This is a genomic window from Pseudomonas sp. R76, assembly GCF_009834565.1.
GTDB lineage: Bacteria > Pseudomonadota > Gammaproteobacteria > Pseudomonadales > Pseudomonadaceae > Aquipseudomonas.
In genome coordinates this window covers 453,079-475,444 of record NZ_CP019428.1, presented here as the reverse complement: position 1 = coordinate 475,444, position 22,366 = coordinate 453,079, and the positions used below count along the sequence as shown (strand labels likewise).

16 protein-coding genes are annotated in these 22,366 nt (G+C 61.9%); 1 reads left to right on the top strand and 15 read right to left on the bottom strand.

What is annotated here, in order from left to right; genetic code table 11:
• Nucleotides 1-48: 48 nt before the first annotated feature.
• The 9 genes from hutH to hutC all read right to left on the bottom strand — a co-directional run bounded on the left by hutH (nucleotide 49) and on the right by hutC (nucleotide 10,991).
• The gene (hutH, locus tag PspR76_RS02080; protein ID WP_159953749.1) at nucleotides 49-1,587 is read right to left on the bottom strand and encodes a histidine ammonia-lyase; all 1,539 of its coding nucleotides are present in this window, start codon (nucleotides 1,585-1,587) and stop codon (nucleotides 49-51) included.
• An 18-nt stretch (nucleotides 1,588-1,605) separates the two neighbouring features.
• A complete protein-coding gene (locus tag PspR76_RS02075) occupies nucleotides 1,606-3,129 on the bottom strand; it encodes an HAL/PAL/TAL family ammonia-lyase (protein WP_159953748.1) in 1,524 nt (507 codons plus the stop codon).
• Between the two features lie 138 nt (nucleotides 3,130-3,267).
• Entirely contained in the window at nucleotides 3,268-4,092 is an 825-nt protein-coding gene (locus tag PspR76_RS02070) for a quaternary amine ABC transporter ATP-binding protein (protein ID WP_159953747.1), read from the bottom strand.
• Nucleotides 4,089-4,940: an ABC transporter permease gene (locus PspR76_RS02065; protein WP_159953746.1), complete on the bottom strand. Its 852-nt coding sequence runs from the start codon at nucleotides 4,938-4,940 to the stop codon at nucleotides 4,089-4,091. Before PspR76_RS02065 ends, PspR76_RS02070 begins: the two co-directional genes overlap by 4 nt.
• A 71-nt stretch (nucleotides 4,941-5,011) precedes the next feature.
• Nucleotides 5,012-5,977, bottom strand: a complete 966-nt coding sequence (locus PspR76_RS02060) for an ABC transporter substrate-binding protein (protein WP_159953745.1) — start codon at nucleotides 5,975-5,977, stop codon at nucleotides 5,012-5,014.
• Nucleotides 5,978-6,046: 69 nt separating this feature from the next.
• Nucleotides 6,047-7,492 carry a purine-cytosine permease family protein gene (locus PspR76_RS02055; protein ID WP_159953744.1) on the bottom strand — a complete coding sequence of 482 codons (1,446 nt, stop codon included), beginning with the start codon at nucleotides 7,490-7,492 and terminating at the stop codon, nucleotides 6,047-6,049.
• Nucleotides 7,493-7,646: 154 nt separating this feature from the next.
• Nucleotides 7,647-9,317 carry a urocanate hydratase gene (gene hutU, locus PspR76_RS02050; protein ID WP_159953743.1) on the bottom strand — a complete coding sequence of 557 codons (1,671 nt, stop codon included), beginning with the start codon at nucleotides 9,315-9,317 and terminating at the stop codon, nucleotides 7,647-7,649.
• A gap of 406 nt (nucleotides 9,318-9,723) precedes the next feature.
• The gene (locus PspR76_RS02045; RefSeq protein ID WP_159953742.1) at nucleotides 9,724-10,284 is read right to left on the bottom strand and encodes a HutD/Ves family protein; all 561 of its coding nucleotides are present in this window, start codon (nucleotides 10,282-10,284) and stop codon (nucleotides 9,724-9,726) included.
• A complete protein-coding gene (gene hutC, locus PspR76_RS02040) occupies nucleotides 10,281-10,991 on the bottom strand; it encodes a histidine utilization repressor (RefSeq protein ID WP_442966813.1) in 711 nt (236 codons plus the stop codon). Before hutC ends, PspR76_RS02045 begins: the two co-directional genes overlap by 4 nt.
• A gap of 147 nt (nucleotides 10,992-11,138) precedes the next feature.
• Here hutC and PspR76_RS02035 point away from each other — a divergent pair, with 147 nt between their 5' ends.
• Nucleotides 11,139-12,503, top strand: a complete 1,365-nt coding sequence (locus PspR76_RS02035) for a formimidoylglutamate deiminase (protein WP_159953740.1) — start codon at nucleotides 11,139-11,141, stop codon at nucleotides 12,501-12,503.
• 159 nt (nucleotides 12,504-12,662) lie between these two features.
• On the opposite strand, the gene PspR76_RS02030 is transcribed toward PspR76_RS02035, so the two are convergent.
• The 6 genes from PspR76_RS02030 to PspR76_RS02005 form a co-directional block, all read right to left on the bottom strand.
• Entirely contained in the window at nucleotides 12,663-13,232 is a 570-nt protein-coding gene (locus PspR76_RS02030) for a lipocalin family protein (protein WP_159953739.1), read from the bottom strand.
• Between the two features lie 30 nt (nucleotides 13,233-13,262).
• Complete coding sequence (locus tag PspR76_RS02025; RefSeq protein ID WP_017849914.1) at nucleotides 13,263-13,517, bottom strand: hypothetical protein; 255 nt, start codon at nucleotides 13,515-13,517, stop codon at nucleotides 13,263-13,265.
• 176 nt (nucleotides 13,518-13,693) lie between these two features.
• Nucleotides 13,694-14,704, bottom strand: a complete 1,011-nt coding sequence (locus PspR76_RS02020; protein WP_159953738.1) for a class 1 fructose-bisphosphatase — start codon at nucleotides 14,702-14,704, stop codon at nucleotides 13,694-13,696.
• A 96-nt stretch (nucleotides 14,705-14,800) separates the two neighbouring features.
• Nucleotides 14,801-16,144 (bottom strand): DUF3999 domain-containing protein, encoded by a 1,344-nt coding sequence (locus PspR76_RS02015; protein ID WP_159961293.1) that lies wholly within the window; start codon nucleotides 16,142-16,144, stop codon nucleotides 14,801-14,803.
• A complete protein-coding gene (locus PspR76_RS02010; protein WP_159953737.1) occupies nucleotides 16,144-19,656 on the bottom strand; it encodes a DUF2339 domain-containing protein in 3,513 nt (1,170 codons plus the stop codon). The genes PspR76_RS02015 and PspR76_RS02010 overlap by 1 nt, the downstream gene beginning before the upstream one ends.
• Before the next feature lie 170 nt (nucleotides 19,657-19,826).
• Nucleotides 19,827-22,277 (bottom strand): glycogen/starch/alpha-glucan phosphorylase, encoded by a 2,451-nt coding sequence (locus tag PspR76_RS02005; protein ID WP_106577485.1) that lies wholly within the window; start codon nucleotides 22,275-22,277, stop codon nucleotides 19,827-19,829.
• Nucleotides 22,278-22,366: the final 89 nt, after the last annotated feature.

Below are 22,366 nucleotides of genomic sequence, written 5' to 3'. Positions count from 1 at the left end.
TATGAGGAGAAGATCGTTCCCACCTGTGGGAGCTGGCTTGCGTTGCGGTTACAAGCTCGGCAGGAGTTTGGCCGGCACCAGCTCATTCAGGCAGCGGCTGGCGAGCAGTTCGCTGGCGGCATTGATGTCCGGGGCGAAGAAGCGGTCCTTGTCGTAGAAGCCGACTTTGGCGCGCAGGATGCCACGGGCTTTTTCCAGCTTCGGCGAGGTTTTCAAACCGTCGCGCAGGTCCAGGCCCTGGCACGCAGCCAACCATTCCACCGCCAAAATTCCACGGGTGTTCTCAGCCATTTCCCACAGGCGCTTGCCTGCAGCCGGTGCCATCGAGACGTGGTCTTCCTGGTTGGCGGAGGTCGGCAAACTGTCGACGCTGTGCGGATGAGACAGGGCCTTGTTCTCGCTGGCGAGTGCAGCGGCCGTCACCTGGGCAATCATGAAGCCGGAGTTAACCCCGCCATTGCCGACCAGGAACGGCGGCAGTTGCGACATGTGCTTGTCCATCATCAACGAGATGCGGCGCTCACTCAGCGAGCCGATTTCAGCGATGGCCAGGGCCATGTTATCAGCGGCCATGGCCACAGGTTCGGCGTGGAAGTTACCACCGGAGATCACGTCGCCTTCGGCTGCAAACACCAGCGGGTTATCCGACACGGCGTTGGCTTCCACCGCCAGTACTTCGGCAGCCTGGCGGAACTGGGTCAGGCAGGCGCCCATGACTTGTGGCTGGCAGCGCAGGGAGTACGGGTCTTGCACCTTGTCGCAGTTCTGGTGCGACTGCGACACCTGGCTGCTTTCGCCGAGCAGGTCGCGGTAGGCCGCAGCCGAATCGATCTGCCCACGTTGGCCACGTGCGGCGTGAATACGCGCGTCGAACGGCGAGCGCGAGCCGAGCACGGCTTCCACGGTCAGGCCACCGCACGCGAGTGCCGCGGCGAACAGGTCTTCGCCTTCGAACAGGCCGCGCAGTGCATAGGCCGTGGACACTTGGGTGCCGTTGAGCAGCGCCAGGCCTTCTTTGGCGGCAAGGGTCAGCGGTGCCAGGCCTGCGACTTTCAGCGCTTCGGTCGCCTCCAGCCATTCGCCCTTGTAGCGCGCCTTGCCTTCGCCGAGCAGCACCAGCGACATGTGCGCCAAGGGCGCCAGGTCACCGGAAGCACCGACCGAGCCTTTCAGCGGAATGTGCGGGTACACCTCGGCGTTGATCAACGCGATCAGCGCGTCGATCACCTGACGGCGAATCCCGGAGAAGCCACGGCTCAGGCTGTTGACCTTAAGCACCATGACCAGCCGCACCAGCGCGTCGCTGATCGGCTCACCGACGCCGGCGGCGTGGGACAACACCAGGGAACGCTGGAGGTTTTCCAGGTCTTCACTGGCGATGCGGGTCGAGGCCAGCAGGCCGAAACCGGTGTTGATGCCGTAGGCGGTGCGATTCTCGGCGAGAATCTGCTCCACGCAGGCCACACTGGCTTCGATCTGCGCCGTGGCGCTGTCATCCAGACTGAGGGTTACCGGCTGCTGGTAGATGGCCCGCAGTTGGGCAAGGCTCAGTTGGCCTGGAATCAGATTTAGCGCAGTCACATTCATGCTCCTTGTGAATTATTCTTAGTGCAAATTAGGTAATACGTGGTGCAACAAAGCGGTGTCTTTGAGCAACGCAGCGGCGCTTGCGATATCCGGCGCCAGCCAGCGGTCCTGCTCGTAGGCCGGGACTTTTTCGCGCAGCAAACGCCAGGCGCTGTCAGTGCCTGCGCCGAAACGCTGGTCCTTGAGAAACTCGAAGGCCTGGGCCGCCAGCAGGTACTCGATGGCGAGGATCTGGGTGACGTTGGCCAACAACTGGTGCAGCTTGAGCGCGGCGTTGGTGCCCATGCTCAGGTGATCTTCCTGCAGGCCCGAGGTGACGAAGTTGTCGAGCACCGCCGGTTGCGCCAGCTGGCGGTTTTGCCCGCACAGCGAGGCGGCGACGTATTGCACGATCATCATCCCGGAGTTGACGCCGGGGTTGCTGACCAGGAACGCCGGCAAGCCGCTGACATGCGGGTTGATCAGGCGATCCAGGCGACGCTCGGCCACCGAGCCGATTTCCGCCATGGCGATGGCGAGCATGTCTGCCGCCAAGGCCACGGACTGCCCATGCGGGTTGGCCTGGGACACCACGCGGTAGGTGTCCGGCGTGCCGAGCACCAGCGGGTTGTCGGTGGCGCTGTTGAGTTCGGTCTCGATCTGGCGCGTGGCATGTTCAACCTGGTCGCGGGCGGCGCCGTGGATTTGCGGGATCGAGCGGATGCTCAAGGCGTCCTGGGTGCGAATGCCTTTGCTGCTGGCGATCACTTCACTGCCGTCGAGCAGCGCGCGCAGGTTGATACCCACTTGCTGCATGCCGGGGTGCGGCTTGAGGGCGATGATGGCTTCGTCGAACGCGTCGATCTGGCCGCGCTGGGCTTCGAAACTCATGGCACCGATCACGTCTGCCCATTGCAGCAAGTGATGCGCGTCGGCCAGGGCCAGGCAGCTCAGGCCGGTCATGCACGGCGTGCCGTTGACCAGGCACAGGCCGTCTTTGGCGCCGAGTACCACCGGCTGCAAACCTTCTGCGTGTAAGGCTTCTTGCGCCGTCACGATCTGGCCGCGATAGCTCACCGTGCCGACGCCCAGCAAGGCCACGCCGACATGGGCCATGTGGGTCAGGTAACCCACCGAACCCTGGGACGGCACTTGCGGCGTGATGCCGTGATTGAGCAGGGCCAGCAGCGAATGCACCACCTGCGGGTGCAGGCCGGATTTGCCGTGGCTGTAGTTGATGATTGCCGCGCAGATGATCGCGCGGGTCTGCTCGTCGCTCAGTGCAGGGCCGACGCCACAGGCGTGGCTCAGCAGGGTATTGCGCGACAGCTGGCTGAGTTGCTCGCCCTTGAGCGACACATTGCACAAGGCGCCCAGGCCGGTGTTCACGCCATAGGCGCGCTCACCGCTGGTGACAATGCGCTGGACGATGGCCTGGGCATTGTCGATGCGCGCCCAGGCGTGACCCGAGAGTTCGAGCACTGCGCCGTGACGGGCGACGGCGACCACGTCCTGCCAGCGCAGGGGGGCGTCGGCGATGATGATTTTTGCTGCCTGGGACATCTTAAGCCTCTTGAATTGATCGTTCCCACGCTCTGCGTGGGAATGCCGCCTGGGACGCTCCGCGTCCCGCTGTCAGAAAGTGACGCGGAGCGTCACGGGATGCGTTCCCACGCAGAGCGTGGGAACGATCAGCCCGGATCAGACCACCGCCGCGCGGCGCTGAACAAACCGGTCCACATACTCATCCGCCGGCGAATGCAGAATCTCGCGCGGGGTGCCGACCTGGATCAGTTTGCCGTCCTTGAGAATCGCAATGCGGTTGCCGATACGCACGGCCTCGTCGAGGTCGTGGGTAATGAACACGATGGTTTTGTGCAGGGTCTTTTGCAGCTCCAGCAACTGGTCCTGCATCTCGGCGCGGATCAGCGGGTCTAGGGCGCTGAAGGCTTCGTCCATCAAGATGATGTCGGTGTCGGCCGCCAGGGCGCGGGCCAGGCCCACACGTTGGCGCATGCCGCCGGAGAGCTGGTGCGGGTATTTGTTTTCGTAGCCCTTGAGGCCAACGGTTTCGATCCAGTGCAGCGCGCGTTCGGCGCAGACCTGCTTGGTTTCGCCACGCACCTTGAGGCCATAGGCGACATTGTCCACCACGCTCTTGTGGGGCAGCAGGCCGAAGCTCTGGAACACCATGCTGATCTTGTGCCGACGGAATTGGCGCAGGGCTTCCATGTCCAGTTGCAGGATGTCTTCGCCGTCCACCAGGATCGCGCCGCTGGTGGGGTCGATCAGGCGGTTGAAGTGGCGCACCAGTGTGGACTTGCCGGAGCCCGACAAGCCCATGATCACAAAGATCTCGCCGGTGCCGATGCTCAGGGACAGATCGTTCACGCCGACCACGCAGCCGGTCTCGGCCAGCACCTGGTCCTTGGTCTTGCCCTGGCCAACCAGCGCCAGCGCTTCCTTGGAGCGGTTGCCGAAGATCTTGAAGACGTTTTTAACTTCAATTTTGCTGACAGTAGTCATTTGCTCGCCTCATGCCGTGGACGACCATAGGCCTGGGTAATGCGGTCGATGACCACTGCAAGAATCACAATCGCCAGCCCGGCTTCGAGGCCGCGGCCAACGTTAAGCGTCTGGATGCCGACGAGCACGTCTTCACCCAAGCCACGGGCGCCGATCATCGAGGCGATGACCACCATCGACAACGCCATCATGGTGGTCTGGTTGATCCCGGCCATGATGCTTGGCAGGGCCAGCGGCAGTTGCACGCCGAACAGTTGCTGCCAGCGGTTGGCGCCAAAGGCGTTGATAGCTTCCATGACTTCGCCGTCGACTTGGCGAATGCCCAGGTCGGTCAGGCGAATCAGCGGCGGCGCGGCGTAGATCACCGTGGCGAAAATCGCCGGCACCTTGCCAAGGCCAAACAGCATCAGCACCGGAATCAGGTACACGAAGCTCGGCATGGTTTGCATGATGTCGAGCAGCGGCATCAGCACCGAACGCAGACGATTGCTGCGTGCCGACAGAATGCCCAGCGGAATGCCGATCAGCACCGAGATCACCGTGGCGACCATCATCAGTGCCAGGGTCTGCATCAGCTTGTCCCACAGGCCAACCGCGCCCACCAGGAACAGCAAACCGACGATGACGGCCGTGGTCACCACCTTGCGGGTGGCGTGCCAGGCGATGCCACCGACGATGGCCAGCATCAGCCACCAGGGCGCCACGCGCAGCAACCCTTCCAGGTTGACGATGGCCCATAGCAGGGTGTCGGAGATGTGCCGAAACACATCACCGTAGTTGGTGACCAGTGAGTCCACCCAACCGTTGACCCAGTCGGCGATGGAAAACGTAAAACGCTCAGGAAACATATCGTGCTCTCGATCCAGTGGGTTGTGGCCGGTGTCCGACTAGCCCCTCAGGGTAGTCGGACACGCTTGACCTACAAGGCCGCGTCGATTTTCTTGGCTGCGTCGTCGCTCACCCATGCGTGCCAGACTTCAGGATGTTCCTTGAGGAAAATTTTCGCCAGTTTTGGCGACTCAATTCGCTCTTTGGCCATGCGACCGAGGTTCTGGTTCAGCAGATCGATGGGCAGGTTGACCTTTTCCAGCACGGCCACCAACTCAGGCGCTTGCTCGTGGAAGGTCTTGGACAACCCGACCTTTATGCTCACGCTTTTATCCACACCGGGTTTTTCTTCCAGCTTGACCAGGTCGACCTGGCCCATCAGCGGCGTTGGCGACCAGTAGTAGAACAGGATCGGCTCGCCACGCTTGTAGCTCGACAGCACCGCCGCATCCAGCGCCGGGCCGGTGCCTGGGCGGAAGTTGGTGTAAGTGCTTTCCAGGCCGTAGCTTTTGAGCATCTCGCTGTTGTCCAGCTCACAGGTCCAGCCCGCCGGGCAGTTGTAGAAACGGCCTTTGGACGGTTCTTCCTGGTCCTTGAACACCGAGGCGTATTTGGCCAGGTCAGCGATGTTTTTCAGGCCTGGCGCCTTGGGTTCCAGCTTGCGCTTGGCGTCGCCTTCAATCACGTAACGCGGCACGTACCAGCCTTCGACCGCGCCGACTACCGGGGCGCCGACGCCGACGACTTTGCCTGCCTTCTCGGCCTTGTTCCAGACTTCGCTGCGGCCAACCCACTCTTCGGCAAACACTTGGATGTCGTTGCTGCTCAGGGCGTTTTCCATGGTGATGGAGTTGCCCGGCAAGCTGTCGGTTTTGCAGTCGTAGCCTTTTTCCAGAACGGTTTGCAGGATGTCGGTGAGCAACATGCCGCTTTCCCAATTCAGGCCGGCGAATTTCACCGGCTTGCCGGATTCGCACCAACCGGCCGCCTGGGCGCCGGCACTCGCCAACACGCTTGCGCAGAACACAGTGGCCAGCAGGGTCTTATTCATCTTCATTGTTGTGACGCTCCCAATCTTGAAATGGATTACGGCAGTCAGTAGGCGTCCTGCCCTGTCCACGTCCCATCAGGCTTGCGCAGCCAGCCCGTTTGTCGTTGGTGCAGCGCCCTGCTCTATTGGCAGGATCAGTTGATCGGGCACTGTGCCGTGCCATTTTTTCGCACATACGTAATACAAGGCCGCTGGCAGTACCAAGCCGATGATCCAGGAGATATCCACATCACCCAGCGCAGCAACCAAGGGGCCGGTGTAGAACTTGGTGGAGATGAACGGCAACTGCACCAGCACACCGAACACATAGACGCTGATACCCAGCAGGTTCCAGCGACCGTAGCGGCCATTCGGGTCGGCCAAAGCCGGAACGTCATAGCGCTCGCGGGTGATGCAGTAGTAATCCACCAGGTTGATTGCACTCCACGGCGTAAAGAACGCCAGCAGAAACAGGATGAAAGACTTGAACGCACCGAGGAACGAGTGCTGGCCGAGCAACGCGATCAGGGTTGCAGTGCCGACAATCACCAGCACGAACACCAGACGCTGCAGGCGGGTGACCTCAAGGCGGCCGCGCAAGCCACTGATGATGGTCGCAATGCACATGAAGCTGCCGTAGGAGTTCAGGGTAGAGATGGTGACCTTGCCGAACGCGATGCTGAAGTACAGCAGTGCAGCGGTGGCGCCCGTACCGCTCAACCCAACAATGTAGGCGACTTCGTGACCGGCAAATTGCCCGTTGGACATGGCCGCGGCAAACACGCCAAGGACCATCGCCACCTGAGCGCCAATGACCGAGCCGGCGCCGGCGGCGAGAAAGGTTTTCAGCGAAGATGTCTTGCTTGGCAAGTAACGTGAATAGTCCGCTACGTAAGGGCCGAAGGCGATCTGCCAAGAGGCCGCGAGCGACACCGCCAGCAGGAAACTGCTCCAGCTGAAGTGGCGGATCTGCAAAAGCGCGCCAACGTCGGTCTGGCTCATCAAACGACTGAACAGATAGACAAAGGCAATCACGCCAATGACGCTGGCGACACGCCCAATAAAGTGGATCACCCGGTAACCCAGTACGGTGACCAATACGATGACACTGGCAAAAATCAGGATACCGACGCTGTCGCTGACCCCGAACAACTGGCCCAGCGCCTGCCCTGACAGCACGGTCCCGGTTGCGGTGAAACCGAGGTACATCAAACAGACCAGCACTATCGGGATGGCTGCACCGTAAACGCCGAACTGCACCCGGCTGGAGATCATCTGTGGCAGGCCAAGCTTTGGCCCTTGCGCCGCATGCAACGCCATGACGCCGCCGCCGATGAGTTGGCCGATCAACAGACCGATCAACGACCAGAACACATCACCGCCGAGCACCACGGCCAAGGCCCCGGTGACAATCGCGGTGATTTGCAGGTTGGCACCCATCCACAGGGTGAACTGGCTCAATAGACGACCGTGTCTTTCCGCTTCCGGGATGTAGTCGATCGAACGCCTTTCGATCAACGGGGTGGTGTCATTTGCAGCCATGTTGGTCAACCTCTGATGGATTGTTCTGGGTGTGCAGATTGCGGGTTCTACTGTGGGAGCTGGCTTGCCTGCGATGGCATCCCCTCGGTTCTACTGAGAGACCGAGTCGCCCGCATCGCAGGCAAGCCAGCTCCCACAGGAACCAGGCCAGCAGTTATTTGATCATCGGCAGGTTCAGGCCCTGCTCCTTGGCGCAATCGATGGCGATCTGGTAACCGGCATCGGCATGACGCATCACGCCGGTGGCCGGGTCGTTGTGCAGTACGCGAGCAATGCGCTCAGCCGCTTCGTCGGTGCCGTCGCAGACGATCACCATGCCGGAGTGCTGCGAGAAGCCCATGCCGACGCCGCCGCCGTGGTGCAGCGACACCCAGGTCGCGCCGCTGGCGGTGTTGAGCAAGGCGTTGAGCAGTGGCCAGTCGGACACGGCGTCGGAACCGTCCTGCATGGCTTCGGTTTCGCGGTTCGGGCTTGCGACCGAGCCGGAGTCGAGGTGGTCACGGCCGATCACCACCGGTGCCGACAGCTCGCCGCTGCGCACCATTTCGTTGAACGCCAGGCCGAGTTTGGCGCGCTGGCCCAGGCCAACCCAGCAGATACGTGCCGGCAGGCCCTGGAAGCTGATGCGCTCGCGGGCCATGTCCAGCCAGTTGTGCAGGTGGGCGTCGTCGGGGATCAGCTCTTTGACTTTGGCGTCGGTTTTGTAGATGTCCTGCGGGTCGCCGGACAGGGCAGCCCAACGGAACGGGCCGATGCCACGGCAGAACAGTGGGCGGATGTAGGCCGGTACGAACCCAGGGAAGGCGAAGGCGTCTTCCACGCCTTCTTCTTGCGCCATCTGGCGGATGTTGTTGCCGTAGTCGAAGGTCGGGATGCCTTGCTTCTGGAACTCGAGCATGGCTTTGACGTGCACGGCCATCGACTGTTTGGCAGCCTTGATCACAGCCGCCGGTTCGGTCTTGGCGCGGGCGCGGTATTCGTCCCAGGTCCAGCCGGCCGGCAGGTAGCCGTTGAGTGGGTCGTGGGCGCTGGTCTGGTCGGTGACCATGTCCGGGCGTACGCCGCGCTTGACCAGTTCCGGCAGGATTTCCGCCGCGTTACCCAGCAAGGCGATGGAGATGGCCTTGCCTTCCTTGGTGTACTTGGCGATGCGCGCCAGGGCGTCGTCGAGGTCGGTGGCTTGCTCATCGACGTAGCGGCTGCTCAAGCGGAAGTCGATGCTGACCTGCTGGCATTCGATGTTCAGCGAGCAGGCGCCGGCCAGGGTTGCGGCCAACGGCTGCGCACCGCCCATGCCGCCCAGGCCGGCGGTGAGTACCCAACGGCCGGTCAGGTCGCTGTTGTAATGCTGGCGACCGGCTTCGACGAAGGTTTCGTAGGTGCCTTGGACGATGCCTTGGCTGCCGATGTAGATCCAGCTGCCGGCGGTCATCTGGCCGTACATGGCCAGGCCCTTGGCATCCAGTTCGTTGAAGTGTTCCCAGCTGGCCCAGTGCGGCACCAGGTTGGAGTTGGCGATCAGCACGCGCGGGGCATTGCTGTGGGTCTTGAACACGCCGACCGGCTTGCCGGATTGCACCAGCAGGGTCTCGTCGTCATTCAGGTTGGTGAGGCTCTCGACGATCTGGTCGTAGCACTCCCAGTTACGCGCTGCACGGCCGATACCGCCGTACACCACCAATTCTTTCGGGTTCTCGGCCACTTGCGGGTCGAGGTTGTTCATCAGCATGCGCAACGGCGCTTCAGTCAGCCAGCTTTTGGCGGTGAGCGTGTTACCGCGAGCGGCACGGATTTCGACGTCACGGTATTTTGTAGGCTTGGTCACTGCTAAGACTCCTCGGCGATCGATGCGCGAACATTGATGGTGCGAAGGAGAGTCTTACGCACACATCTTTACTTGTACATACAAGCATATGCAATCGAGCGGCCAACTTTCTGGGGAGGCTGTACAGATTTTTTTCGAAGGCGTTTGCAGGCCTTGAGAATTAAGGTCTTGAGGCTTGGTGAAATTTCTTACGGGGGCGTTTTACAGGGAGGGAAGTTGTTCACAACAACGCGGCGTTGCGCCACGCTGGGGCATTCGGTAACAAATTGGTGCGCACTGGAAACAGGTTTCTTCAACAACACAGAAACAAATGTGGGAGCGGGCTTGCTCGCGAATGCGGTGGGTCAGTCGACACATCTGTTGACTGTCACACCGCATTCGCGAGCAAGCCCGCTCCCACAATTTTTTAACCGCGCGCGGTCAGTTCGATAATGCAGCTGCGGCCGCTGACCGAGATATCCAGCAGGCCAGTGTTACCGTCCACTTGCAGGCAGTCGTGATGGCCCAACTTCTGGTCCAGCACCTTCACTTCATCCGCCACGCTGAACACCAACACCGTCTGCGCCGTGGTGAAGAAATGCTGCACGCCGTCAATCCACTGAAAACGTGCGTGGTAACGGGCGGGCGAATAAATCAGGTTGAAATCGCGAATCGGCCCCGTGATCAAGCGGCACGAAACCTCACTTTCACCGCTGAACGCAAACGGCTGCAGCGGCAACAAACCACGCTGCTCCTCGCCGTCGACGGTCAACACCATGCCCGCGCCTTTGATCACGGTGATCACGCGCTGGTAACCGGCGAAGGTGGAAAACCCGCCTGACTCGGCGATATCGGCAATCGACAGGCGCCAACCGAAGCCATCCAGGCCTTGGCCTGCATCACGGGTGATTTCTTCGGTGCTGCCGCCGCCGTTTTTCCACGGCATGCGGATGTAATCGGCGGCGCGCCAGACTTTCACGCTACTCATTTACTGAAACGTCCTTCCAGGCTATGACGGGAACCGGGGTGGATCAAACGCGCGGCGGTCACCGGCTGGCGGCCCGACCAGGTGCGGCGGCGAATCAACAGGCACGGCTCGCTTGGCTCGATCTGCAGCAGCTTGCACTCTTGCGCATCGGCGAGGATCGCTTCGACCACGTGCTCGCCTTCGGTCAGCGGCGCGACCTGGTTCAGATAGGCGTAGGGCGTTTGCTGGGTGAAATCCTGCTGCAAGTAGTCCGGCGCCACCAGGGCGTTGACGAAGCGGTCTTCGATTTGCACCGGGATGTCGTTTTCGAAGTGCACGATCAGCGAGTGGAACACCCGCCCGCCTTCGCGCATTTCCAGGGCGACGGCGCGCTCGGAGCCGGCGGCCTCTTCGCACAAGTGGATGACCTGGCAGGTATGCCGATGACCGCGGGAGGCGATCTCATCGGCAATGTTGTGCACTTCAAACAGCGCCGACTGGCTCTTGGGCTCGGCGACGAACGTGCCGACGCCTTGCATGCGCACCAGTAAACCTTCGGCGGTGAGTTCGCGCAGGGCGCGGTTGATGGTCATGCGGCTGAAGCCCAGCTGGCTGACCAGCTCGCTCTCGGAAGGCACGCGGTAATGCGGCGGCCAGGTGCCGTTGAGGATCTGCTGGCTGATCATCTGTTTGACGCGGGCATACAAGGGCGCCGGACTTTCGTCCATGTGGGCAGCCAGCGAAGACTTGGCAGGCGGAGTCGGCACAGGGAATCCTTGCAGGGGGAAAAGATGCATAGATTGCCGGAGTTTACCGAGCAGGCAAACGTCTGTATATGTATATACAAATAAACACACGACCGGGGTGCCTTGATCATGTCCGCTTTCTTTGCCGAACGCGCGCTGCTGCCTAATGGATGGGCCAACGATGTACGCTTTGAAGTCAGCGCCGATGGCGTACTGACCCACGTTGAGCCCAATGCCAGTGCAGACGGCGCCGAACGGCTCAGGGGCCCGGTGCTGGCGGGCATGCCGAACCTGCATTCCCATGCGTTCCAGCGTGCCATGGCGGGTTTGGCCGAAGTGGCGGGCAACCCGAATGACAGCTTCTGGACCTGGCGCGATTTGATGTACCGCATGGTCGGCAAGATCAACCCGGACCAACTGCACGTTATCGCGCGCCAGCTGTATATCGAGATGCTCAAAGCCGGTTACACCTCAGTAGCCGAGTTCCACTACGTGCACCATGACGTCAGCGGCCAGGCGTATGCCGACCGCACAGAGCTGTCGCGGCAGATTAGCCAGGCGGCCGCCAGCAGCGGGATTGGCCTGACGCTGGTGCCGGTGCTCTACACGCACTCCGGGTTTGGCGGCCAGGCGCCGAATGAAGGCCAGCGACGGTTTATCAACAGCACCGAAAATTACCTGGACCTGCAAGCACGTTTGAAGCCGATCCTCGCCGCGCAACCGGCGCAGCAGCTGGGCCTGTGCTTCCACTCGTTGCGCGCCGTCACGCCGCAACAAATCAATGAGGTATTGGCCGCCAGTGACAAGGCCTGCCCGGTGCATATCCACATCGCCGAGCAGCAAAAAGAGGTCGACGACTGCCTGGCCTGGAGTGGCAAACGTCCGCTGCAGTGGCTGTATGACAATGTCGACGTCGATGAGCGCTGGTGCCTGGTGCACGCCACTCACGCGGATGCTGAAGAAGTGGCGCGCATGGCCAAGAGCCGCGCGATTGCCGGGCTGTGCCTGACCACCGAAGCCAACCTGGGCGACGGGATTTTCCCGGCGGTAGATTTTCTCGCCCAGTGCGGGCGCATGGGCATTGGCTCCGACAGCCATGTGTCGCTCAGCGTGGTGGAAGAATTACGCTGGCTGGAATACGGCCAGCGCCTGCGTGATCAGCGGCGCAACCGCCTGTATCGCAGTGATCAGCCGATGGTCGGGCGTACGTTGTTTGATGCGGCGTTGGACGGCGGCGCCCAGGCGTTGGGCCAGCCGATCGGTCGATTGGAAGTGGGTAAGCGCGCGGACTGGATCGTGCTGGACGGTAATGATCCGTACCTGGCGACGGCTAACGAGGACGGCATTCTTAATCGCTGGCTGTTTGCCGGTGGTGATCGGCAAGTGCGCGATGTGCTGGTGAACGGCAAGTGGGTGGTGCGCGATGGGCGCCATGCCGGTGAAGAGGAAAGCAGCCGGGCATTTACGCAAGTCCTGAGAGATTTGCTGGGCTAACCGCCGACACAAAACAAATGTGGGAGCTGGCTTGCCTGCGATAGCATCACCTTGGTGTAACTGATACACCGAGGTCTCTGCATCGCAGGCAAGCCAGCTCCCACACAAGCCAGCTCCCACACAAGCCAGCTCCCACATTAGATTGAGGGTGACTTCAGGTTACTGCGAGGTCTTCGCCATCTGCTTGTCCGACGTACGCCAGATCAACCGCGTGGTGTCATACCCTTGCTGCCGCGCCCTGCTCAGCAAGTCTTCGCGGGTGTCGGCATTCACCGTCGGCGTGCGCGACAAGATCCACATGTAGCGGCGGCTCGGGCTGCCGACGATGGCGGTCTTGTAGTCATCGCTCACGTACAGCACCCAGTAATCGCCCTTGGCGACGCCCGGCAGCAGCGCCGTGAACCAGTTATTGAATTCCACCCAGAGCTTGTCGGTCTTGCCGGGCACTTGCGGCGTGGCCGTGCCCTTGGCTTCTTCCCACTTCCACTCAGGTGTCAGGCAGCGGTTGAACACCGACATGTCGCCATCAGGCAGCAAGGTGTAGCGGGCTTCGGACTGCGCGCAGTTGCGCTGGAAGTACATCGGCAATCGGGCCAACTCATACCAGGTGCCCTGGTAACGCTTGAGGTTGACGTTGCTCGCTGTCTTGGGTTGCAGATCATCGCCAGAATGGCTGGCGCAGCCCGCCAAAAACAGGCTGGCACAAAGGCACAAAACAAAACGCATCATTCTTCTTCTCCCGCAGGCTCGCGCCCCGGTTTACTTCAGGCCTTGCCCGGAAAACATCAGAACTTTGTCACCGGCATATTGAACGCTGATAAAGCTGTTTTTATCGCCCCAGGTGCAACTGGACATACCCAGTGCGCCGGAACAATCGGTCGGCTTACCCAGCAACGACTCTACTTCAGCCTTGGCCATGCCAGCCGACAACTTCGCGTAATTTTCTTGGTTGACCTTGCTGCAAGCGGCCAATAGCACGCAAAAAGCCAGCAAAGCGAGACGGCGTAACGACATGGAAAAACTCCTGGAGGGACGAAGCAGCTTGGGTACCTGCCAGAAGCTTAGAAGGGAAAAGAGGTGTCTGGTTCCCGACGGGCGAAAACAAAAAAGCCCCGAAAACGCTGAAACGTTTCGGGGCTTCTTTAAGGGTGAACAGCCTCACAACATGGCGGATAACTGATCGCCGAATCTTACTTCTTGTGGTAACCGGTCACGCGTTCAACTTCTTCCTTCGAACCCAGGAACACCGCCACGCGCTGGTGCAGGCCTTCAGGCTGGATGTAGAGGATGCGCTGATGGCCGTCGGTGGACGCGCCGCCCGCTTGCTCAACCAGGAACGACATCGGGTTGGCTTCATACATCAAGCGCAGTTTGCCCGGCTTCGACGGCTCGCGGCTGTCACGTGGGTACATGAACAAGCCACCACGGGTCAGGATACGGTGCACATCGGCAACCATCGCGGCGACCCAGCGCATGTTGAAGTTTTTCTTCAACGGGCCTTCTTCGCCTTCCATCAGCTCGTTGACGTAGCGCTTAACCGGTTCTTCCCAGTGACGCTGGTTGGACATATTGATCGCGAATTCCTGGGTGGAGGCCGGAATCGAAATGTCTTCGTGGGTCAGTACGAAGCTGCCCATCTCGCGGTCCAGGGTGAAGCCTTTGACGCCGTCGCCCAAGGTCAGCACCAGCATGGTCTGCGGGCCGTAGATCGCGTAACCGGCAGCCACCTGCTCGGTGCCTGGCTGCAGGAAGGCCTTTTCGTTCAAGGCTTCGTTCTGGCTCAGGTATTCATTCGGGCAGCGCAGTACCGAGAAGATGGTGCCGACTGGTGCGTTGATGTCGATGTTGGACGAGCCGTCCAGTGGGTCGAACACCAGCAGGTAGGCGCCTTTCGGGTATTTGCCCGGGATCTGGTAGGCATTGTCCATTTCTTCGGACGCCATGCCGGCCAGGTGACCGCCCCATTCGTTGGCTTCGAGCAGGATCTCGTTGGAGAGTACGTCGAGCTTCTTCTGCACTTCGCCTTGGACGTTTTCAGTGCCCATGCTGCCCAGGACACCACCCAGTGCGCCTTTGGACACGGCGTGGCTGATTTCCTTGCAAGCACGCGCCACCACTTCGATAAGGAAGCGCAGATCGGCAGGCGTGTTGTTGCTGCGGGTCTGCTCGATCAAATAGCGACTCAGGGTAACGCGGGACATGTAAGGCTCCGGAGAATGGGGGGCTTATAAACCCGCGCAGTTTAACGCGAGTCGAGGGTTATTTCCTCTAATCAGAGGATTTAACGCCAATAGAGTTCACGGTTTGGCGGCGGGTTGGCGCAACAAACTGTAGGCCATCGCCCCCAGCGCCGCCACACCCAACAGGAGCACGGCCCACAGGCCGAGTTTCTTCCAGTCGGTGCCGGCTTCGGGCGGTGCGGCAACGCTAGCGCTTTTAACCACCGCGTCACCCGAGACCCTGGCCTGGCCCAACGTCTTGAGGCGCTCGGCGCTATAGTCGGGGATCAGGGTCGCCAACGGCAGGTTCGCCGCCTTGACCGAGCCATTGCCCAGCGCCAGGGTAAACGGCGGCTCGCCTCGTGCCAGAAACACCAACTGCGTGGTACGCACGGCAAAGCGCAGGGCCGGTGCCTCGACGCCGAGGCCGCCACCGCGCTCGTCCACTTGCAGTTTGAGTTCACCAACGGCCACACCCGGCAGGTGCAACTCGTCCTGCACCACGTCCTGGCCGTTCTGAGTCAGGCGGTATAACACGCCATTGCTCAGCGGCTGCCAGGCTTGATTGGCTTCACGGCGCCCCGCCAGGGTGACCGGCGCCAGCGTGTTGGGCTGCTTCAGCTCGATGCGCAAACGCTCGACGGCCAGCCCCGTCGGCAACTGCCAGCTGTACTCACCGGCCTTGAGGCGCGTACCCGACAACGGCTGCGACCACACCAACGGCGTCGGCAAGCTGCTGCTGGTCGCGCTCACCAGCTTGGCCGAGGTCAACGTCGGCGCGACCTGGCCTTGCCACAGCAGGCGCAGGTAACGCGCCGATTGCCCCGGCAAACTCACGTCATGCTGCTCGACACGCTCGTCGGCAAATGAAAGGCGCGCCACCTGGCCATCGCCCCAGGATTGCCAGTGCTGCAAGTCATCACTGGCCTCGATGCTGAAACGCTGAAAGCCGTCCTGCTCGCGGCTCCAGTCCAGGCTCAGTTGCTGCAGCGGCGCCTTGATCGCACTGGCGTCCAGCACCCAGCCGCGCAGCACTTGCTTGCCGGCCTTGGACGGACGCACTTCCAGCAGGGTGCCCTCGGCGGTGGATTTCATCACCACGTCGGGCACACTTTCACGCGTATCGGCGGCGTACAGCGGGAACCACTTCACGTCAGCCACATTGCGGCTTTCGGTGCGTTGTGCGGATTGGCGCGACAACGCATAGGCCTGGGGCTCACCGGCGGCGTTGAACACGCGCACATCGCTGAGATCGGCCTGGCGCGCGCTCAATTGCACAAACAGCGGCAGCTCCAGGCGATACCAGGGGCCGCTGCCACTCACCGTCAATGGCACTTGGGTGGTGAAGTCGGCAGGCGTTTCCTGCGCCCACACCGACAAGGTCGTGCACAAACCCACCGCGATCACGCTCAACTTACCGATCAAGAGGTTGCTCCTTCAGTTTCCAACACCGGTTCGGCGCGCTTGGGCGGCAGCGGCGCAAAGTAACCCACCACCAGCAACAGCCCGCCCACGCCGATAAACGACACGATCCGCGCCAGCCCGCCACGGTTACTCAACTCGACAAAGAACAGCTTGGCGACCACCACCGCAATCAACGCCGCGCCGATCAACCACACTTCACGACGATGGCGCAGGTGGCCGCCGATCATCAGCCCGAGGGCGATCAGGGTCCAGACAATCGACAGACCGGCCTGCACCAACATCGACGCCAGCAGGGCATCCAGTTGGAACGGCACGCCCGCCCAATGGTGGGCAGTGCGCATCACCAAGGCTGTAAAGAAGGCAAACAGCGAAACACCCGCGACACCTTGGGCAATCAGTTCAGCACGCGGCCCGCGCTGTGGCGCAACGCTGCGCGACCACAGGTAAATACCCAGCAGCGCGAACATCAAGCCCAGTTCCAGCGGGTTGAGCAGCGGCACATAGGGCAGTGGCTTGGCCGTGCCGTCACTGAAGATATTCGCCAACCAGAACCAGCCGAGCATCAGCACCGCCAGCGGCAGTGCGGCGAGTACACGGTATTCACGCGGATACGCCGACACCGGCCACGGCCAACTGCGCGGTGCCGCCGCCAATACCAGGTACAGGCTTGGCAGAATCGCCCAACCCAGCCAGCGCCAGGCGTTGTACTCGCTGGACAGCAATAACAGGCCGTAACGCAGCTCCAGCGCCAGTACGCCGATCAACATCCAGCAACCCAGCACATGAGCGATGCTCAACACCTTGCTCGGCACCGTCGCAGCCAAACGGCGCAGCGAGATGAAATGCACCACAAATACCGCCAACCACGCCAGCCAGCCGAAGTGTGCCGCCGGGTGGTAGTAATCATTGGCAGACGCCAGCAACACCACGCCCGCGGCCGGCATCAGCAAGGTGCACAGCATACCCAGCGACGCCCAGCGCAACCGGTCGGCCAGCAGCGCCCAGATCGCCACGCTCACTGCCGCGATGCCGAGCAACAATGGCCCCTGCAGCTCTTGCGACGTAAACCGCAGCACTTCGCCAATCAACGCCAGTGCCCACCACGCCGCGCCCCACACCAGCAGCAGGTCGGACAGGCGTTGCAGTTTCAACACGCTGAACACCGGCGCATGCGGTTCACGCTGCAAGCGCCAGGCGCCGACCAATGCGGCCAGGCCCAGCAACATCGGCGTCCAGAAACCGCTGTGCGCCAGCGGGCGCAAGCCCTCGCGGGTCAACGGCCCGAGCAACTCCGGCATCGCGAGCAGGAACGAGGCGCCACCGACCAATTGCAGCAGCAACCCAAACACAAAGCTGACGCGCTGTTGCAGGTACAGGCTCAACCAAATGATCAACAAACCGCTGGCCGCCCACACGCCGCTGGCGCTTTCCCATGGCAACACGAACAGCACAGCCAGATTGATCAATACCAAACCTGCGAGCAGCACCACCGACAGCGCGCGCAGTAGACGTACGTCGCTACGCACCATGTCGTCACGTGCCGCCATGAGCATGCCGCCGACCAGCGCCAGGCCAATCAGCGAAGCGGTCAACAAGCCGGTCCACCCGGCACTAAAGACTGCCGCCCCATCACCGCCCCGCAAGCGCAGCAGGAACAGCGCACCGCCCAGCAACTGCACGGCAAAGGCGGTGAACAGGAAGGTGCGCGAGCCGATGCGCAGGCCGACAAACAGGGTAGCCAGACCGGCGATTGCCCAACTGATGGCGGTGCCTTGTGTCTGTAGCAGCAGCGGTGCGAGCAGGTACAAAAAGGTCAGGCCCAGGCTGGCCAGCACGGGCATGCCTTTGCGCTCCCAGGGCGCCGACTGTTCTGCCGTGGCCCTGCGCAACTGATCGAAGCTGAACAGCAACGCCGCACCCAGCAACAGCGCGCCCAATGGCGCACCGTCGAGCAGGCTGTGTTCGCCGATGCGCAGCTCGCTGAGGAACGCCAGCGCCGAGCCCAACTGCAACAACAAACCAAACGCGCGCGCCAACGGCCGCTGCTGACGCAAGCCGAGCCAGAAAATCCCGGCGCCCTCCACCGCCCACGCGGCAGCCGTCCAGCGCGCGTCGAGGCCCAAGGGAATCGCCAGGCTGGCAAAGATCACGCCGAGCGCCAGGCAGGTTTCCGCCAGCAGCAAAGCGCGCCCGCCGTTGAACACTCGGGCCAGGCCCATGTAGATAAGCCCCAAGCCGAGCGCACTGAAGGCAGCGGCAAATTCCAGGTGCTGCACCAGGGCGAACTGCAAGCCAAAGCCCACCAGCGGCGGGCCGAACAACATGCTGCCGTCGACGTAGTCACCCTTGGCGGCCGACCAGCGTAGCAATGCATCACGGCCCTCGGGCGCATCGCCCATCTCTTGCAACTTCCGTCGAGCAAACAACAGGCCGATGGCCAGGTACATCAGGAAAAACAGAATCAGGAACGGCTCGGTGCTCCACAGCAGTTCCGGTGTGTAGGAGCGCATGCCCCAGGCGAAACCGATGCCGAAAGTGCCGACAAACCCGATCAGGTTGAGCAAGCGCCAAGCCTTGAACCAGGCGATGGCGAGGATGCCGGCGTTGAGCAATGCGAAGTAACTGAACAACGCCACGTGGTTGCCGGCGCCGGTAGAGGTGAGGATCGGCGCGGCAAACCCACCCAGCGCCGCCGCACAGGCGAGGCCGAGGGCGTCCTGGGTGATCGCCAGGATCGCCGAAAATACGGTGACTGCCACCAACAGGCCAAGGGCGGCACTCGGGTCGATCAACGGGTGCAAGCGCATCGCGGCAAACACCGTCAGGTACAACACCGCAATGCCGGTGCCTTGCAGCATCAGGCCGTAATTGCTGTTACGCAGCCGCAACCACCAGCCCAAGCCCAACAGGCCGATGGCAGCAGCGGCAACCCCGGCGTAACGCAGCTCGATCGGCACCACCACGCCTTCGGTGGCATAGCGCAGCAGGAAGGCCAGGCCGAGGAACAACAGCACCACGCCGACGCGCAGCACGGTGTTGCCGCCAAACAGCCAATTGCGTGCGCCGCTGAAGGCGCGCTCGATCAGGGTGGGGCCGCGCGGAATCGCAGGCTCTTCAGGTTGTGGTGTGGGCGCAGCCACCCAGACGTCGTCCGGCAGCGGCTGACTGGCTTCGGCAACCACGGCGACAGGCGCCAGTTCGGCGGGCAGTTCCCAGACAAGTTCGGGCTTTGCAACGACGGGGGCGGGTTCAGGAATGGGGGATTCGACAATGACACTGCTTGTCGGCGCAGGCACTTCCAGCTGCCGCAGGCGCTCACCCAGCGCGATCAGCGCTTTCTGTGTGGTTTCCAACTGACGCGCTTGCTGGTTCGCTTGAGTCGACAGCATCGACAGGCGCATCGCCTGGCCAATGCCCAACCCCAGCAGCGCACCGAAGCCGGCATCGGTGAACGACTCATCGAGCGTCCAGCCGAGCACCAGGCCAATCAGCATGAAAATCCATTGCATGGTCGATATCCCTAAGCAGCCCGAGGCGGGCAAACCGGGGCCTAGTATATCGACGCGGGGCTAATGTGGGAGCGGGCTTGCTCGCGATAGCGGTGTATCAGTCGACATATTTGCAAACTGACACTGCGCTATCGCGGGCAAGCCCGCTCCCACATTTGGATCAGCAGTGGTTAGTCGAGGGCTTTCCAGATCTCGGTGGCGTATTCGCGGATCGTGCGGTCCGAGCTGAACCAGCCCATCCGCGCCGTGTTCAGCACTGCTGAACGCCACCAGGCCTTGGAGTCATGCCAATGCGCCTCGACCCGCGCCTGGGCGTCCCAGTAGGAGTCGAAGTCGGCACACACCAGGAAACGGTCGTAGTCGATCAGCCCGTCGATCAAGCCCACATAACGGCCCGGATCATCCGGCGAGAACACCCCGCCGCGAATCGCTTGCAGTACATCGTTGAGGCGATGGGAGGCGGCAATTTCCGGCCCGGCATTAAATTCACCGGCGTGCTTGCGCGCTTCCACCTGCTGCGCGCTCAGACCAAAGATGAACATGTGATCGGCGCCCACCCGCTCGTGCATTTCCACGTTGGCGCCGTCCATGGTGCCGATGGTCAGCGCGCCGTTGAGGCCGAACTTCATGTTACTGGTGCCCGAGGCCTCAAAGCCGGCCGTGGAGATCTGCTCCGACAAGTCTGCCGCCGGAATGATGCTTTCCGCCAGGCTGACGTTGTAGTTGGGCAGGAACACCACCTTGAGCAAACCGCGCACAGTCGGGTCGTTGTTGACGGTGCGGGCAATGTCGTTGGTCAACTTGATGATCAACTTGGCCTGGTGATAACTGGCGGCCGCCTTGCCGGCGAAGATCTTCACCCGTGGCACCCAGTCGGTACCCGGCTCGGCGCGGATCGCCTGGTACAGCGCCACGGTGTGCAGCAGGTTGAGCAACTGGCGTTTGTATTCGTGGATGCGCTTGACCTGTACATCGAACATCGCCGCCGGGTTGACCGAAATGCCCAGGCGCTCGTGGATGATCTCGGCCAATGCACGTTTACTGTGCAGGCGCTGATCGGCGAAGGCTTTGCGGAAAGACTGCTTCTCGGCGAAGGTTTCGAGCTCCGTGAGGCGGGTTTCCATGGTGTCGAGAATGTCCGGGCCCAGCGCTTCCACCAGCATCTCGGTGAGTTTGGGGTTGGCCTGGTACAGCCAGCGGCGGAAGGTGATGCCGTTGGTTTTGTTGTTAATGCGCTCCGGGTAGAGCTTGTGCAGTTCGGAGAACACCGTGCTGCGCATCAACTGGGTGTGCAAACCGGACACGCCGTTGACGCTATGGGAGCCGAGGAACGCCAAGTTGCCCATGCGCACGCGGCGGCCGTTGTCTTCTTCGATCAGCGACACAGCGCGCAGCACGTCGAAATCATGAATGCCCTTGGCGCGCAGCGAGTCGATGTGCTGGGCGTTGATCAGGTAGATGATCTGCATGTGCCGTGGCAGCATGCGTTCCATCAGGCCGACAGGCCAGGTTTCCAACGCCTCCGGCAATAAGGTGTGGTTGGTGTAGGAAAGCGTTTCAACCGTCACGTCCCACGCCGCTTCCCACGGAATGTCATGCAGGTCCACCAGTTGGCGCATCAGCTCGGCCACGGCAATCGACGGGTGAGTGTCGTTGAGCTGGATGGCGGCGTGTTCGCCCAGGCTCAATACCGAGCCGTGCATGTTTTTGTGGCGGCGCAGCAAGTCCTGCAGCGAGGCGGAGACGAAGAAGTATTCCTGACGCAGGCGCAGTTCCTGCCCTGCTTCGGTGCTATCGGCCGGGTAAAGCACGCGGGAGATGCTTTCGGCGCGGGCCACTTCGGCGACGGCGCCCAAGTGGTCACCGGCGTTGAAGCGTTCCAGGTGCAGGTCTTCGACGGCGCGTGCACGCCACAGGCGCAGGGTGTTGACGCTGGCGCCGCGCCAGCCGACGACTGGGGTGTCGTAAGCCACCGCGCGCACAGTTTCATTCGGCGACCACACTTGAATCATCTTGCCAGAGGCGTCCGCCAGGGTTTCGACGCTGCCGCCAAAACCGATCGGGTAAATCACTTCGGCGCGCTCGAATTCCCACGGGTTGCCAAAGTCCAGCCAGCGCTCGGTCTGCTCCTGTTGCCAGCCATCCACAATCGCCTGGCGGAACAAGCCGTGCTCGTAACGAATGCCATAACCGTGGCCGGCAATGCCCAAGGTCGACATGCTTTCCATAAAGCATGCGGCCAGGCGGCCCAGGCCACCGTTGCCGAGGGCCGCGTCGGGCTCCAGCAGGCGGATGCGTTCCAGGTCGACGCCCAACTCGGACAACGCTTCGCGCGCAATCTCCAGCACGCCCAGGTTGCTCAGGCTGTCGTAGAGCAAGCGACCGATCAGGAATTCGAGGGAGAGGTAATAAACCCGCTTCTGGCCTTTGCGGTAGATACGCCGCGTGTGGTCCATCCAGTGATCGACCATCTGGTCGCGCGCGGCCAGGGCAATGGCTTCGAACCAGTCATGGTCGAAGGCGTGGTCGGGGTCTTTGCCCACCGCGTAGGTAAGTTTGGTCAAGACAGCATCGCGGAATGCGGCTACCTCTGCTTCTCGTGCAAGCGGTTCCTGAGACATCGGTGCGACCTCGGGCGAGATTGAAGGAGTTGCTAGAGCCTAGTCGGTCTGACAGACGGTAGACGGTCTGGTTCGGCAGTTTTTTAACT

What these genes read in the sequence shown, in the direction of transcription:
- PspR76_RS02035 (WP_159953740.1), top strand. Translation starts at nt 11,139, where the DNA reads ATGTCCGCTTTCTTTGCCGAACGCGCGCTGCTGCCTAATGGATGGGCC.
- PspR76_RS02075 (WP_159953748.1), bottom strand. Translation starts at nt 3,129, where the DNA reads ATGTCCCAGGCAGCAAAAATCATCATCGCCGACGCCCCCCTGCGCTGG.
- PspR76_RS02005 (WP_106577485.1), bottom strand. Translation starts at nt 22,277, where the DNA reads ATGTCTCAGGAACCGCTTGCACGAGAAGCAGAGGTAGCCGCATTCCGC.
- PspR76_RS02070 (WP_159953747.1), bottom strand. Translation starts at nt 4,092, where the DNA reads ATGACTACTGTCAGCAAAATTGAAGTTAAAAACGTCTTCAAGATCTTC.
- PspR76_RS02060 (WP_159953745.1), bottom strand. Translation starts at nt 5,977, where the DNA reads ATGAAGATGAATAAGACCCTGCTGGCCACTGTGTTCTGCGCAAGCGTG.
- PspR76_RS02030 (WP_159953739.1), bottom strand. Translation starts at nt 13,232, where the DNA reads ATGATGCGTTTTGTTTTGTGCCTTTGTGCCAGCCTGTTTTTGGCGGGC.
- PspR76_RS02025 (WP_017849914.1), bottom strand. Translation starts at nt 13,517, where the DNA reads ATGTCGTTACGCCGTCTCGCTTTGCTGGCTTTTTGCGTGCTATTGGCC.
- PspR76_RS02065 (WP_159953746.1), bottom strand. Translation starts at nt 4,940, where the DNA reads ATGTTTCCTGAGCGTTTTACGTTTTCCATCGCCGACTGGGTCAACGGT.
- hutH (WP_159953749.1), bottom strand. Translation starts at nt 1,587, where the DNA reads ATGAATGTGACTGCGCTAAATCTGATTCCAGGCCAACTGAGCCTTGCC.
- hutC (WP_442966813.1), bottom strand. Translation starts at nt 10,991, where the DNA reads ATGGACGAAAGTCCGGCGCCCTTGTATGCCCGCGTCAAACAGATGATC.
- PspR76_RS02045 (WP_159953742.1), bottom strand. Translation starts at nt 10,284, where the DNA reads ATGAGTAGCGTGAAAGTCTGGCGCGCCGCCGATTACATCCGCATGCCG.
- PspR76_RS02010 (WP_159953737.1), bottom strand. Translation starts at nt 19,656, where the DNA reads ATGCAATGGATTTTCATGCTGATTGGCCTGGTGCTCGGCTGGACGCTC.
- PspR76_RS02055 (WP_159953744.1), bottom strand. Translation starts at nt 7,492, where the DNA reads ATGGCTGCAAATGACACCACCCCGTTGATCGAAAGGCGTTCGATCGAC.
- PspR76_RS02020 (WP_159953738.1), bottom strand. Translation starts at nt 14,704, where the DNA reads ATGTCCCGCGTTACCCTGAGTCGCTATTTGATCGAGCAGACCCGCAGC.